This window comes from Acinetobacter indicus CIP 110367 (assembly GCF_000488255.1).
GTDB lineage: Bacteria > Pseudomonadota > Gammaproteobacteria > Pseudomonadales > Moraxellaceae > Acinetobacter > Acinetobacter indicus.
The window spans coordinates 422,988-436,963 of sequence record NZ_KI530755.1 but is presented as its reverse complement, the minus strand read 5'-3'; the positions used below and the strand labels follow the sequence as shown (position 1 = coordinate 436,963).

At 45.9% G+C, this 13,976-nt stretch carries 10 protein-coding genes and 2 pseudogenes; 3 read left to right on the top strand and 9 right to left on the bottom strand.

The window, feature by feature from the left end; genetic code table 11:
* Together P253_RS15780 and P253_RS10710 are read right to left on the bottom strand one after the other, a co-directional pair.
* Positions 1-92: pseudogene (locus P253_RS15780) on the bottom strand (hydrolase or metal-binding protein); the annotation flags it as partial.
* Positions 93-160: 68 nt separating this feature from the next.
* The gene (locus P253_RS10710) at positions 161-1,093 is read right to left on the bottom strand and encodes an IS5-like element IS17 family transposase (RefSeq protein ID WP_081402516.1); all 933 of its coding nucleotides are present in this window, start codon (positions 1,091-1,093) and stop codon (positions 161-163) included.
* A 184-nt stretch (positions 1,094-1,277) separates the two neighbouring features.
* Between P253_RS10710 and P253_RS10705 the strand changes: the two genes are divergently transcribed.
* Positions 1,278-1,553: a pyocin activator PrtN family protein gene (locus P253_RS10705; RefSeq protein ID WP_035363420.1), complete on the top strand. Its 276-nt coding sequence runs from the start codon at positions 1,278-1,280 to the stop codon at positions 1,551-1,553.
* Here the strand turns inward: P253_RS10705 and P253_RS10700 are convergent.
* Positions 1,537-2,685, bottom strand: coding sequence for a site-specific integrase (locus P253_RS10700; protein ID WP_016658583.1), 1,149 nt, complete (start codon positions 2,683-2,685; stop codon positions 1,537-1,539). The two genes, P253_RS10705 and P253_RS10700, sit on opposite strands and share 17 nt — an antisense overlap.
* Positions 2,686-2,818: 133 nt before the next feature.
* Here P253_RS10700 and dusA point away from each other — a divergent pair, with 133 nt between their 5' ends.
* A complete protein-coding gene (dusA, locus tag P253_RS10695; RefSeq protein ID WP_016658582.1) occupies positions 2,819-3,841 on the top strand; it encodes a tRNA dihydrouridine(20/20a) synthase DusA in 1,023 nt (340 codons plus the stop codon).
* Positions 3,842-3,898: 57 nt separating this feature from the next.
* On the opposite strand, the gene P253_RS10690 is transcribed toward dusA, so the two are convergent.
* The 5 genes from P253_RS10690 to P253_RS10670 all read right to left on the bottom strand — a co-directional run bounded on the left by P253_RS10690 (position 3,899) and on the right by P253_RS10670 (position 9,122).
* Positions 3,899-4,672 (bottom strand): tRNA threonylcarbamoyladenosine dehydratase, encoded by a 774-nt coding sequence (locus tag P253_RS10690; RefSeq protein ID WP_005180122.1) that lies wholly within the window; start codon positions 4,670-4,672, stop codon positions 3,899-3,901.
* 107 nt (positions 4,673-4,779) lie between these two features.
* Positions 4,780-5,598, bottom strand: coding sequence for a TatD family hydrolase (locus tag P253_RS10685; RefSeq protein ID WP_016658581.1), 819 nt, complete (start codon positions 5,596-5,598; stop codon positions 4,780-4,782).
* A complete protein-coding gene (locus P253_RS10680) occupies positions 5,598-6,572 on the bottom strand; it encodes a DUF3298 and DUF4163 domain-containing protein (protein ID WP_016658580.1) in 975 nt (324 codons plus the stop codon). The genes P253_RS10685 and P253_RS10680 overlap by 1 nt, the downstream gene beginning before the upstream one ends.
* Positions 6,573-6,628: 56 nt before the next feature.
* Positions 6,629-7,453 (bottom strand): hypothetical protein, encoded by an 825-nt coding sequence (locus P253_RS10675; RefSeq protein ID WP_016658579.1) that lies wholly within the window; start codon positions 7,451-7,453, stop codon positions 6,629-6,631.
* 79 nt (positions 7,454-7,532) lie between these two features.
* Positions 7,533-9,122 carry a peptide chain release factor 3 gene (locus tag P253_RS10670; RefSeq protein WP_005180132.1) on the bottom strand — a complete coding sequence of 530 codons (1,590 nt, stop codon included), beginning with the start codon at positions 9,120-9,122 and terminating at the stop codon, positions 7,533-7,535.
* 505 nt (positions 9,123-9,627) lie between these two features.
* Here P253_RS10670 and P253_RS15525 point away from each other — a divergent pair.
* Positions 9,628-11,590 (top strand): annotated as a pseudogene (locus P253_RS15525) (TonB-dependent receptor); the annotation flags it as partial.
* Between the two features lie 127 nt (positions 11,591-11,717).
* On the opposite strand, the gene P253_RS10655 reads toward P253_RS15525, so the two are convergent.
* Positions 11,718-13,778 carry a putative bifunctional diguanylate cyclase/phosphodiesterase gene (locus P253_RS10655; RefSeq protein WP_016658576.1) on the bottom strand — a complete coding sequence of 687 codons (2,061 nt, stop codon included), beginning with the start codon at positions 13,776-13,778 and terminating at the stop codon, positions 11,718-11,720.
* Between the last annotated feature and the right edge of the window lie 198 nt (positions 13,779-13,976).

Here is a 13,976-nt window from a genome sequence, read left to right as displayed (position 1 = left end):
TTAAAACCACTTTGCTTACTTTGCTGATCTATATCTTTCGCCACTTGAATCGCTTGTTGCAGATTGACACCATCCCTGAGTGTTAAATCCACGTTGTCAACGGCATTCGGCTTTGTTGCACAAAGATTTGAAATGCAAAGCGCCCCTAATTGAGCCAAATTTAAGGCGTAACTTGGGTAAGTGGTCGACCTAATTCCGTAAATCTGTTGAGGACTGCTACACGTGCATGAATCTCATTCACCTGACTAGGAAAGCTTCTTGCCATTAATTTATCGCCTAATAATTTGATGCAATGCATCTTGGTTTCCACCAAACTGCGGCGATGATAGCCTGACCATTTTTTCCATAGTGTCCTGCCTAAACGTTTAACTGTTCGAAGTAATTCATTTCGCGCTAGCGAGCTACTCTTTGTATCTTTCCATGGTTTCGCATTTTTTCTAGGTGGAATCACTGCATGCGCTTGCCGATCTGCAATGACCTGACGGCATTGCTTGGTGTCATAAGCTCCATCGGTATAAACAGAGTCAATCTGCTCATCTTGTGGAATCTGATTAAGTAAATCACCAAGCACCTGTGAATCACTGACATTATTGGTTGTAAGCTGAACTGCTCGTATTTGTAGGGTTTTAGCATCTATACCAATATGAAGTTTACGCCATTGGCGACGATATTCAGGTCCATGTTTCTTGCGTTTCCATTCGCCCTCACCTAGAAACTTCATGCCTGTAGAGTCCATGAGTAGATGCAGCCCATCACTACTTTTTTGGTAGCTGATTGCAATATCAATATGCTTTTGTCTTCTACAAAGCGTGGTGTAATCTGGAGCTATCCAATTTAATCCGCAAAGTTTAATCAGACTTTGCACAAAGCCAGTGACCATACGTAAAGACAGACGGAATAAGGATTTAATCATTAAGCAGCATTGGATGGCTGCGTCGGAGTAGGTTTGATTTCGCCCTTGTTTGCCTTTTGATGGCGCATACCATTGCGTAGCAGGATCAAACCAAATGGCAATATTTCCGCGACTCATGAGTGCTCGGTTATATGCGGGCCAATTGGTTGTGCGGTAGATTTTGTGTGTAGGCTTCTTCATTTGAAAATTATATCGCTGAAAAAGCCTTTACAGATAGGTTTGTGCAACAAAGCCCATAAATTTTTAAAATACAATTAATTAAATAGCATAATACTAATATATTTTTAAATATTTGCACCACTCTACTTTTATTATTTTCAGAACACTAAACTGAATTCATCGAGATAACTGTTAACTTTTAATCATGAATATATCTTTAAAAATTTCCACATCCGATTACCTCTTTATGAAATATCGCTCCATGACAGTTGAATTAATGACGGTAATTTCAGACTATTACCCTCATCTTAGCAAAGCTGAAGCACTGAGAAAGGCGAATAATCAAGAATTCCCTTTCTCAGTATTTAAGATAGATCAAAGTAAACGTGCACCCTTTCTAGTACACGTAAAAGATTTAGCAGATATTTTAGACAAAAAGTATTCAGAAGCATCTAAAGACTATGCTACGTTTCATCGATGAGGCGTAGCACCTCTTCAAACTGTATAATATTTCTTCTCGCCTTCACCGAGACATAGCGCTGTAAACTACTCCAAGAATCATGCAAACTTACTTTTTGAATTTCAGGAATGGTAAAACTCTGTTCTGCCAATCGAGTACAGCCTTCATGTCTCAAATCATGAAAGCGTAAATCCTCAATACCTAACATTTTACAAGCATCTCTAAACTCTTTACCCAAGCTTTTGGGATTCAAGGGTAATAATAAATTTTCATCATGGCCAAGCTGCAACATCCGCCCACGAACATCAGGATGCTTCAATTTTTTAATAATTTCCTTACAAGGATCAAGTACATCAAACGATTTATGATTGCCTTTAGAACCATTGGGATTCTTTAGATCATGTACTTTCCATGTTGAATGATGTAAATCATAGTCTCGAAGATACAGTCGTGTTAATTCAGCTTCACGTCTGCATGAAAAAATAGCAAACCACATAATCAAATGCATGGGGTACTTAGAACCATAACGGTTGAGATTCCAACGCTCTGTAAAATACCTCGTCAATGCAACCAACTCATCTCTTGAAGGCAAGCGATCCCTTTTTTGACTAGATGATATTTGGCGTGTTTTTCTCAGTTGAGCTGTTGCCTTATCAAAACCATTTAAATCAATGTCCATCTCCCACATCACAGCAGCATGAGCAAGCACTCCTCGGATATGCAACAATTCATGTTGTTGTGTACTGGTAGCTATTGGCTCTAGCCCAAGGCTAGGTATACCCGCCTTTCTTAAAGCTACATGCTCAGCCAAATGTACTGATTTTATTTTTGTGATAATATTTCGCGCGATTGGCAGCTTCTTGATTAAGAGAAGAGAATAGCGTTTTGTCCTTCCGTACTCGCTCCCGACTTCACCTAAATATTTATCTATGGCATCTGATAAGGTCAGATCAATCAGCTTTTCTTTGCCGAGTAAAATATCAGGATTTTCTTGAATTTCGACTTCTCTTTTCTTAAGCCAATTTTCAGCCATCTTTTTTGAATGAAATGTTTTGCTCTCAGAAAAAGCAGGAAAGCCCTTTCGATTGACTCGAATTGCAGCACGATAGCTAAGCTTCCCATCTGCACCTTTCCTTGCTGTAATTGACCCCATAATTTACACCAAAAAATGTTTTTTTGATTATGGTGTAAAACTTGGTGTAAATGCAAACAGATAAACTCACCTAAAAATAGGTTTACACAGATTCGCGCAGGTTGCGAAACACAGATTAAAGGTATGATTTTTAATGACTATTACCAAAAACATTGAAAACACTCAATCTCCACGAATCAGTGTTGCTCCGATGATGGATTGGACCACCCGGGATTATCGTTTCTTTGCGCGCCTGTTTAACCCAAACGTGATTTTATACACAGAAATGGTCTCCACTGGTGCCATTATTCATGGTGATGCCAAACGCCATCTGGAGTTTAATCAGGAAGAACATCCAATTGTGCTGCAACTCGGCGGCTCCAATCCTCAAGATCTGGCCACCTGTAGCAAAATGGCGCAAGACTGGGGCTATGATGAAGTTAACCTGAATGTCGGCTGCCCAAGTGACCGCGTGCAGAACAATAAAATTGGTGCCTGCCTGATGGCCGAGCCTGATCTGGTGGCAGAATGTATCGCAGCAATGCGCCATGCGGTGGATATTCCGGTCACGGTTAAACACCGGATCGGGATTGATGACATGCATTCGTATGAAGAAATGCTGCATTTTGTCGATACCGTTGCCAAAACCGGCTGCAATAATTTTATCGTGCATGCCCGCATTGCGTTGCTACAAGGCTTATCGCCGAAAGAAAACCGTGAAGTGCCGCCTTTACGCTATGAAGATGTTTACCGTTTAAAGCAGGATCGTCCGGAGCTGATCATTGAAATTAACGGCGGCATTAAAACCCTGGCAGAAACACAGGCGCATTTACAGCATGTCGATGGGGTGATGATTGGCCGCGAAGCCTATCACAATCCGTATTTACTGGCCGAGCTGGGACATTTCTGGAATCTGCCCCTCCCGGACCGTTTCGAGATTATGCAGCAGATGATGCCATATATCGCACAGCGCGTGGCTGAAGGTGCACCGCTGTCGATTATCACCCGTCATATTCTGGGCCTGTTCCAGAACTTACCGGGCGCACGCAAATGGCGTCAGGCGCTAAGTGGTGGTAATGCCAAAACCTTAAAAGATGTAGAAGTGGCTATTCAGAATATTCAGGCCGCGATGCAGCGTACTGAAAACTATCTGCAGGAACACGCTGTTCAGCCTTAAAAGATCAACAAAAAGCCCTCAATTGAGGGCTTTTTTTAGAATCAGATCGTAACCGGATTATGCCTGTTTGGCTTTTAGCTGATCGAGTTTTTTCAGAACTTCGGCCACGGCCACCATCGCAAAACTGGAAGTAACCACTACCGCCGAACCATAGCCACCACAGCGCAGCCCGGCACTGGCACAGACATCAGCACTGGAAAACGGATTATCAATTGAATAGATGCAGGTAATCCCGAACTTCTCTTTCGGCTTTTTACAGATGCCTTTGCTACGCAACTGGGCACGCAGTTTGGCCAGCATCGGGTCCTGTTCGGTTTTAGATAAATCAGCCACACGAATTTTCAGCGGATCGAGTTTACCGCCGGCACCGCCGGACACAATCAGCGGCACTTTATTAAAGCGGCAATACAGCATCAGCGCCAGCTTGGCTTTGACATCATCAATACAGTCCAGCACCACATCGGGCGTATGCGCCAGCAGGTCTTTGACATTGTCCGGGGTCAGGTAATCATCAATCAGGTTGATCTTGATGCGTGGATTAATAGCACGGCAACGCTCGGCCATAATTTCAATTTTTTCATGGCCCAAAGTGCTGCTCATGGCCGGTAATTGCCGGTTGATGTTGGAAGCGGCCACCACATCCATATCCACCAGGGTCAGCTCACCAATACCAGTTCGTGCCAAGGCTTCAACCGCCCAGGAACCGACCCCGCCGATACCAATCACCATGACATGACTGTTGGCATAATACTGAAAGCTGTCCTCACCATAAATTTTGGCAACACCGGCAAAACGGCGGTCATATTCATCATCTTGGAGCAGTTCAGTCATTGCACAATCAAATCTTATACAGGAGGGCTTATTTTAACGGTTTTTTCACATGGCGTGTGAGATTGGAGGATTTTTGCACGGCGCAACATCAGCGAGAGATTTAAATTTTAGGCCAGATGTAAAGCCTGTAACGAATTCTGCCAGATCATCTCAGCCAGTGCTGTCTGCTCCATCTGCAGGCTTTGCGCCAGCCCTTCAAGTACATAAGGCAAATTGGCCGGCGTATTGCGGGTGCGCTGCTCGGTCGAGGACTGGCAGCACAGCGGTGTCATATCCGGGCAGTCGGTTTCAAGCACCAGATGTTCTGGGCCCAGCTCCTGCACCACCCGATGCAGTTTCTTGGCATTCGGATTGGTAATTTGCCCGGTCACGCCAATTTTAAAACCCAGTTTGATAAAGGCTTTGGCTTCTTCAACACCGCCACTAAAGGCATGGGCAATTCCGCCATAGCTAAAATTCTGCTGTTTTAGCAGCGCCAAGACATCAGCATGGGATTTACGAATATGCAGCAATACCGGACGCTGAAACTGCCGTGCCAGCTCCAGCTGGGCGGTAAAATACTTCTGCTGTTTCTGATACAGCTCGGGCTGTTTATGCTGCTTTAAAAAGGTATCCAGGCCAATTTCACCAACCGCAACGCAGTCCTGTTCACGCAATAACTGTTCTAAATCCAGCAGATGTTGCGGCTGATGCTGCTCGATATAAAACGGATGTAATCCCGGTGCCAGATGGCTTCGCGGCGCTTGGCTTAACCGGTTCAACCATTGATGAGTATCCAGCAACTGCTGAAAACGCGACTGCACAAAGCCAATTAGAATCAGCTGTTCGACACCCGCCTGCTTCGCCTGATAGGCCAGTTGCTCCCGATCAGCATCAAAATCCGCCACATCAAAGTGGGTATGGGTATCAAACAGCGCCAGTGTCATTAGATGGTTTTCGCGTCAGCGCTGGACGCAGCTGCTGTAGTGGCTTCGCTGGCTGGCGCTTCGGGTGCCGGCAAATACGGTTTTTTCAATACCTGCTGTAGCTCTGTATAAGGAATCATCAGCCGTGGCAAACCGACCACATACGGACCAATTTCATATTCAGCATATTGCAGAATCAGGCCCTGCTGCCCCAGATAGAAATTATCCGACAGCTTGAATTTCCAGGCCTGCTCGTACTCGGCAACATTATTGGCCAGTTTGCTGTCTACCACCCATTGCTTAAAGGCTTCATAGGCAGCAGCTTCCAAAGCGGCTCGTTGCTTCGGCTGCAAGATGTCAGCCAGTTTGACCTGCTTTTTCTGCTCCAGATCAAAATTAAAATAGGTTTGCGCAGTAGCGCCATGTGCACCGCCCAGATAGCTGCTGCTATTTACTACCACGGTGACCAGCGGCCCTTCCGAGTTTAAAATTTTTGGTTTAATCATCAGGCTAATCTGATGATTGGCACTCAGCGCCTTGATTTCCTGATCCAGACTTAAGAAGGCCGCAATAAAGGGCTGCACCTGCTGTTCCAGTTTCTGTTTTGGCGTTGGAATTTGCGTCAGTGCCTGTGCCGAGGAAGCTGGCTCTGCCGCAGAGGCTGGTGCTTCAACATTCAGAGGTTTATCTGCCGGAGCAATTTCTAGGGTCTGGTTCAGTTCTTTAAGAATGTACTGATCAATCTGCTCATCAACAAAAGGCTGGTTACTCTGCAAACGCTCAACAGAAAGCTCGGGGCAGTTTTTACCTTCACATTCCGGCAAGTTCAGCTGCAGCTTTTCCGGCTCGCCAATCAGTTTTAGCGCCTGCTGTTCAACTTCTGCAGCCTGCGCCTGCTGTTCCTGTTTCGGTTCATTATTTTTGGGCTGACATGCGGTCAATGCCATGGACATGGCCAAGACACTCATCACCCATGCTGTTTTTTGCTTTAACATTGAATAACCTTTATTGCCTTTTGTGCATCCCAGATTCAAAGCGGATGTTCTGATTATTAAAACATGCGCGAATAAATTTCAGCTTTTACAACTTGTTGAGTTTGTGCTTTCGTTAAGTAAATATCAAGCTGTGTTCCATCTTTCACAATTTCATGGGTGCGATAATGCAGCCCCATGCCTTCATGATCAAAGAACCAGTCGGCCTGTCCCCAATATAAGGTTTTCGGTGCCGTGTTTTGTACCTCTGCACTCTGTTCTTTCAGCCATTGCCGATAGGCCTGCTGCACGATTGCATGCATCGCAGTTTGCTGCTCGGGCTGAATAATATCCAGTGCGGTTAAAGCCTGCTGCTGTTGACGATCAGCCACGAAAAAATAATAACGCTCTTTGACTTTTACTGTTTCCTGATGGCTATCCACCCCAATCTGCAATAACACATACTGGTTGCGCTGATAGGCTAGCCGGGTATACAGCGCCAGTTCATAGGCCGGATTTTTGGCAAACTCGGCCTGCCAGGCATCAGATTTTTTCACATAGGCATTCACTGCCTGCTGCAGGCTCATGTCCTGTTTCAGCCCGATCTGGTCCTGAATCACCTTGGCCTGACTTTTGGCAATCCACTGGTTCAGCCATGGATCCTGCGTCTGAATGGTTTGAATATCCAGATCAATACAGTTTTTCTTTTCACAAAATGGCAAAGCAATCTCTGCCGGCTGCTGCTTAATCTGCAGGAATGGCAGCACCTCGGCCTTTTCCTGCTGGAAGATATTTTTTTCAGGACGTGCATCTTCAGCCGATTCATTGTTCTGGGAAGATGAGTCGCAGCCCCCCAAAGACAGTGCCAGCACGGCACAAGCGATAAAACTGATTTTTGTTTGCATTGTGGTTCTCTCTTCCTGAAATTTTCCCCATCCTAGAAAAACAGCTTCACGAAGAAGCTGTTTTAACGGCGATGACCATTTAGTGTTCGCGGGTGTTACGGAACACGATGTCCGGATAACGCTCCTGCATCAACTGCAAGTTGACGCGGCTTGGCGCCAGATAGGTCAGGTGACCGCCACCATCCACCGATAACTGGTCATGGGCTTTTTTCTTGAACTCGTTGAATTTCTTCTCATCTTCACAAGAGACCCAGCGTACCGTGTTGATGCTGACCGGCTCGTAAATACAATCGACCTTGTATTCTTCTTTCAGACGATAAGCCACTACTTCAAACTGCAGCACACCGACCGCACCCACGATCAGGTCATTGCTGTTTTGCGGCATAAATACCTGGGTCGCCCCTTCTTCCGACAGCTCTTTTAAGCCTTTTTGCAGCTGCTTCGATTTTAGCGGATCTTTTAAACGTACACGGCGGAACATTTCCGGTGCGAAGTGCGGAATACCGGTAAACTGCAGGTTTTCACCTGAGGTAAACGTATCACCAATCTGGATGGTACCGTGGTTGTGCAGACCAATAATATCGCCCGGCCATGCTTCTTCCAGATGCTGACGGTCACCGGCCAGGAAGGTTAAAGCATCAGAAATACGCACGTCTTTACCAATACGCACATGCTTCATCTTCAGACCTTTTTCATATTTGCCTGAGCAGATCCGCATAAAGGCAATCCGGTCACGGTGTTTCGGGTCCATATTGGCTTGGATTTTAAAGACAAAGCCCGTGAAACCTTCTTCAGTCGCTTCGACCACACGGTCCTGAGTCGGATGTGCTTTTGGTGGTGGCGCATAGTCGCTAAAAGCATTCAGGACATGGTCAACACCAAAGTTACCTAGTGCAGTTCCAAACAGTACCGGGGTTTGACGACCTGCCAGGAATTCTGCACGATCTAACGGTTCATTGGCCATTTGCACCAGCTCTAAAGATTCTTCAAATGCCGCCCAGGCCAGTTCACCGACTTTTTCACGCAGGTCAGCATGGTCATAGCCATCACGCACTTCAATTTCAGGAATGGTTGAACCAAAACCGGCTTTATACACGTAAAATTTTTCTTCCAGCAGGTTAAACACGCCAGCAAAATCACGCCCGGTGCCCAGCGGCCAGGTAATCGGTACACATTTAATTTTCAGGACGTTTTCAATTTCATCCAGCAGCTCTAAAGGCTCACGGATTTCACGGTCCATTTTGTTGACAAAAGAGATAATTGGCGTGTCACGCATACGACACACCTCCATCAGTTTGATGGTCCGGTCTTCGACACCTTTGGCCCCGTCAATCACCATAAGTGCCGAGTCTACCGCGGTTAAGGTTCGGTAGGTATCTTCCGAGAAGTCTTCGTGCCCCGGGGTATCGAGCAGGTTGATCATCTTGTCTTTATACGGGAACTGCATGACCGAGGTGGTAATCGAAATCCCACGCTCTTTTTCCATTTCCATCCAGTCCGAGGTCGCCGCCCGATCCGATTTACGACTTTTCACCATCCCCGCCACCTGAATCGCCTGCCCCCATAACAGCAGTTTTTCTGTCATGGTGGTTTTACCGGCATCGGGGTGGGAAATAATCGCAAAGGTCCTGCGCGCCGCGACTTCTTTCGCGAGTTGATCTTTAAACATAAGGGAAATCTTCAATATATACACAGTTTGCGACACACATTTTCATGTGAATCCAAGCCGTGAAGGGATAACTTAAAATTGGCGCAATTGTAGCAGATTTCAGCCAACAATCATTAGAGCACTTGGGCCGGAATCGGTTTAAATTTTAAGTGGAAAATAAAAGTATCTGGAGATCGCGACTTTGCGATAAAAGTTTTCAAAATCACCATCTATTTAGTTTTAAAAGACTTAGGCTTTTCACCGCAGAACAGAACTCCCCATATTTCTTTATCATTTGGAAAAATCAGGGAAAATCAGCATCCTCTCTGCGGATATTTTTGATTTAAATATCTCATTAAAGCCAATTAAATAATAATTATTATCAATAGAGAGTGATATTCAATATCATTTACAGCAGACTGTTTATTCCCCACACTGCATGCACTTTTTTCGGGGTCCATCCAGAGCATGTTATGAAATCTTCTCTTTTTTTGCTGTCTTCACTCAGCTTGATGACAGCGCAAGCCTTAGCCTGAAAACGCAAGTAGAGCAAGCCTCCACCGCCAGCAAAGGTATGGTACCACTGAAAGATATTCCTCAGATTGTGAATGTGGTTCCGCAACAAGTCTTAAAAGAACAGAATGTGACCTCCCTTCAAGGCGCATTGCAGAATGTAACAGGCTTAAGTTTTAGCGTCGGAGATGGCCAGCGTGATCAGGTCATGATTCGCGGCTTTTCAGCCATTTCCGATCAGTATGTCGATGGAGTACGTGATGATGCGCTGTATTATCGTGATCTGTCAAATGTAGAACGGGTGGAAGTGCTAAAAGGGCCGGGTTCGGTGTTATATGGCCGGGGTTCAGCAGGCGGCCTGATCAACCGGATCAATAAGAAACCCCTGGATGAAGCACTGCATGAAATCAGCCTGATCGGCAGCAGCTTGGGGCAAAAACGTGCCGAACTTGATTTTGCCGATGCTCTCAATGACCAGCTCAAAGTCCGTCTGACCGGTGCGCTTGAACACTCAGATGGCTATCGCAATCAGAGTTTCGTGAACCGGGAAACTGTAGCACCGTCTGTGCAATGGGATATTTCAGATCGAACCACTCTGCTCTTGCAAGCCGATTATTTGCACGATGACCGTTTGGCCGATCAGGGCTTTCCCATGGACCCGCTGACCGGTAAACCGGTACGTACCAATCCAAAAAACATTCTATGGCGCATCCAACGCAAAAGATGTAGGCAATGTCGATACTGAAGTGTCCAGCCAGACGGTTACGCTAGAACATCAGTTCAATGATCAGCTGAAATATCGCGGTGTCGCCCGGCATTATAATTATACCTTAGACCGGGAATACGGCAACGCCAGTCCAGCAGCAGATCAGATCACGCTCAGCCAGATTAAACGTATGCGCGATGAAGATGGCATCTTCTTGCAGAATGAACTGTCCGGCGTCTTTCATACTGGTCAAATCAAACACGAGACCTTAATCGGCACGGAATACAGCAAGCAGCATAAAGATGAGATATTCTGGCTAGGGTCAAAAGCCACGACCGATTTGTATGATCCGGTCTTGCCGCACTGGTCACAGGTCGATACCTCTGCCACTCCAAGAGTCAATACCGCCAGCAAATTTGAAAATTATGCTGTCTATGTACAAGACCTGATCAGTCTGAATGAACAGCTCAAGCTTTTGGCCGGGATACGTTATGATCATCTTTCCCAGTACAGGCATGATAAGAAAAATAATAGCAACATCCAGCGCGATGACCAGCCCCTCTCCCCTCGCCTGGGCGTGGTCTATCAACCGACCAAAAATTTATCTTTATATGCCGCCTATAATCAGTCCTTCCAGCCGCTTGCAGATTCATTCGTGTTTTATAGCAACAGTGCTGACCTAAAACCAACCAAAACCAGAAACCTGGAAGTCGGGACCAAATGGGACATCAATGATCGACTGAATATGACCCTGGCCGTATTTGAAATGACCCAGAGCAATATCCAAAATAAAATTACGGACAGTAATCCACCGCTGGCGATGCTGGCCGGGGAACAAAGCACACAAGGCGTTGAAGTATCCTTGACCGGTCAGCTCAGTGAGCAGCTATCACTGTTGGCCGGTTACGCCTATATGGATGGAAAAATTGAAAAATCAACCATCGGTCTGGCCGGTAAACAGGCCGCATTAACGCCCAAAAACAGCGCCAATCTCTGGTTAAAGTATCAACTGGATAAAAACTGGTTTGCTGCAGTGGGTGGCCGGGCAGAATCCTCCCGCTTCAGTGCGCCGGACAATAAAAATGTCTTGCCGGGCTATGCGGTTTTCAATGCCGCGCTGGGTTATCAGACCGCGCAGTATGATGTAGCGCTGAATCTGAACAGCCTGTTTGACCGTGATTATTTTATCTCAGGACATGGTGAAGGAAACGATTCCAATATGATGGGCGATCCACTGAATGCGCAGCTCGCGCTTCGTTATCGTTTTTAATATGTGGGGTAAATGGATGTCATCTGGCATCCATTTTCAAACCATTTTTTCTTGCAACATCGACCGTGATTTTTGAAACATCTGGCTATCTAAAAACAGTACCTTAATCAGACCCGATAATTTCATTTTATACTTGCGGCAAGTCTTGCAAACGCTTGACCTCAACCGGCATCGACAGCAAATAACCTTGTAATTGCTGACAACCCAAACGCGCCAGAATTTCGGCCTGTAATGGCGTTTCCACCCCTTCTGCGGTAACCGTCAATCCCAGTTTGGTCGCCAGCTGGATAATACTTTCCAGAATCATTTCTTCTTTGGAATCACGATACAGGTCTTTAATAAATGCGCGGTCAATTTTCAGCTCATCCACCGGCAAGTCTTTTAAATACAGGAAACTGGAATGGCCAGTGCCAAAATCATCAATCGCCAGTTTTACGCCCATTTCTCTTAAGCGTCTAAAACTACGAATACTCGATTCCACATGATGCATGGCAGTGGTTTCGGTAATTTCAATCATGAGATGACTCGGGTCAATCGCATAACGGCGGAATAAGTTTTCTAAGGTGCTAAACAGATGTTTATGTTCGAACTGTACCGCCGACAGATTGACTGCTAATGGAAACAGTTTCAGTCCCTGCTGTTCCCATTGCTGAATCTGTTTGCAAGCCTGCTCTAGTGCCCAATAGCCCATCTGGATAATCAGGCCGGACTTCTCCGCGCCTTTAATAAACATATTCGGGGTCAACAGACCATGCACCGGATGCATCCAGCGAATTAATGCTTCGACGCCACAAATCCGCCGGGTGCTGGTGGTAAATTTGGGCTGGTAAAATAGAATAAACTGCTGTTCATCGACAGCTTTATATAAATCATTCAGCAGCTTGGTCTGGCTTTTGGTTTCCTGCTGGTCAATGCTGTAATTAAACACCGAATAAGTGTTTCGGCCCTGATATTTTGAGGTCAGCATGGCGGCATCGGCATTCATCAGTACATCTTGCAGGTTGTTACCGTGCTCCGGGTACATCGCAATACCAATACTGGCCGAGATATTAATGCTCTTGCCGGCAATCAGGAAACTCTCCTGTACACTGTGCAGCACATTTTCTGCCGCCTGAATCGCATCCTCAACCGTGGCCTGCTCCAACACCAGCAAGAACTCATCACCGCCAATTCTTAATAATTTTTCCTGTGATTTGAGCTGCTGATGCAGTCGTGTGGTCAGCTGAATCAGCAACTGATCACCAACATGATGGCCAAATACATCATTCACCGCCTTAAAACGGTCCAGATCAATATATAAAAACGCGACATTCTGCTGATTGATGCGCTGGGCGCTAAACAACAAATGCGCATATTCAGCGAGATATAAACGGTTGGGTAATTTGGTCAGATTGTCCTGCACCGCCTGATTGGCCAGCTCGCGGTTGACCAGTGACAACTGGCGGTTACGCTCTTCCAGACGCTGCTCCAACACGGCCACACTAAAGGCGGCAACGATCACCAGACTAGTCACAAAAATCACGGTAAACAGCAAGATGCCATTGCCGGTTTTATAGATCGCACCCAGACGTTCCGTATCAATCGGATAGTAAGACACCGAGGCCATGCCGGTATAATGCATTCCGACAATGGCCAGCGACATCATAATGGCAATCATCACCTTATAGTGACGATGGTAAAGCAAGGTATTTTTAAAACGTAACGCCAGCCAGAAGGTCAGGCCGGAACCACTAATGGCAATGAGCACCGAAAACACCACCAGTAGCGGATCATAGTAGGTCCGGTGATTCTCTACGACCATGCCCAGCATACCAGTATAGTGCATGCCGGAAATTCCGAGCCCCATTAACACTGCCCCAATCACCAGACGGGCAAAAGGCAGGGTGGGTTTGGTGGTCAGCCAGATGGCAAAGGTGGAAGCAATAAAGGCAATAACGCCAGAAAAAATGGTTAGCGGCAGATTAAACGCGTAATTGGCTGGTAACTGGCAAGCCAGCATCCCGACAAAATGCATGCCCCAAATAGCAACGCCAAAGCATAGGCCACTGAGCAAGAGCATGGCTTTTTCAGATTTCTGGCGGATTCCCCCGAGCAGGAACTGCTGGGTTGAAATAGCCAGATAACTGGCCAGAATTGCAACCGCAATTGAACCTACCACCAGGCTAAAGTCATAATGAATATGAACCATAAAAAGCTTCCGTATAGGTTATTTTTTTGTTGTTACTATACTCAACGCTAAATACTCATGAATTTGCCGCTTTAAAAGATAACAATAAAACAAGGAATTAAAACTCAAATTAGAATCTTATACTATCGCATTGAGGTCAAGCCTAAATGCGGTTTTTCCGCCCTGAAAACCGTCATTTTTTATGTTGATTTGCCGGCT

Coding starts and splice junctions, on each gene's coding strand:
- P253_RS10710 (WP_081402516.1), bottom strand. CDS start 1,093: ATGAAGAAGCCTACACACAAAATCTACCGCACAACCAATTGGCCCGCA.
- P253_RS10705 (WP_035363420.1), top strand. CDS start 1,278: ATGAATATATCTTTAAAAATTTCCACATCCGATTACCTCTTTATGAAA.
- dusA (WP_016658582.1), top strand. CDS start 2,819: ATGACTATTACCAAAAACATTGAAAACACTCAATCTCCACGAATCAGT.
- P253_RS10655 (WP_016658576.1), bottom strand. CDS start 13,778: ATGGTTCATATTCATTATGACTTTAGCCTGGTGGTAGGTTCAATTGCG.
- P253_RS10675 (WP_016658579.1), bottom strand. CDS start 7,453: ATGCAAACAAAAATCAGTTTTATCGCTTGTGCCGTGCTGGCACTGTCT.
- P253_RS10680 (WP_016658580.1), bottom strand. CDS start 6,572: ATGTTAAAGCAAAAAACAGCATGGGTGATGAGTGTCTTGGCCATGTCC.
- P253_RS10685 (WP_016658581.1), bottom strand. CDS start 5,598: ATGACACTGGCGCTGTTTGATACCCATACCCACTTTGATGTGGCGGAT.
- P253_RS10700 (WP_016658583.1), bottom strand. CDS start 2,685: ATGGGGTCAATTACAGCAAGGAAAGGTGCAGATGGGAAGCTTAGCTAT.
- P253_RS10670 (WP_005180132.1), bottom strand. CDS start 9,122: ATGTTTAAAGATCAACTCGCGAAAGAAGTCGCGGCGCGCAGGACCTTT.
- P253_RS10690 (WP_005180122.1), bottom strand. CDS start 4,672: ATGACTGAACTGCTCCAAGATGATGAATATGACCGCCGTTTTGCCGGT.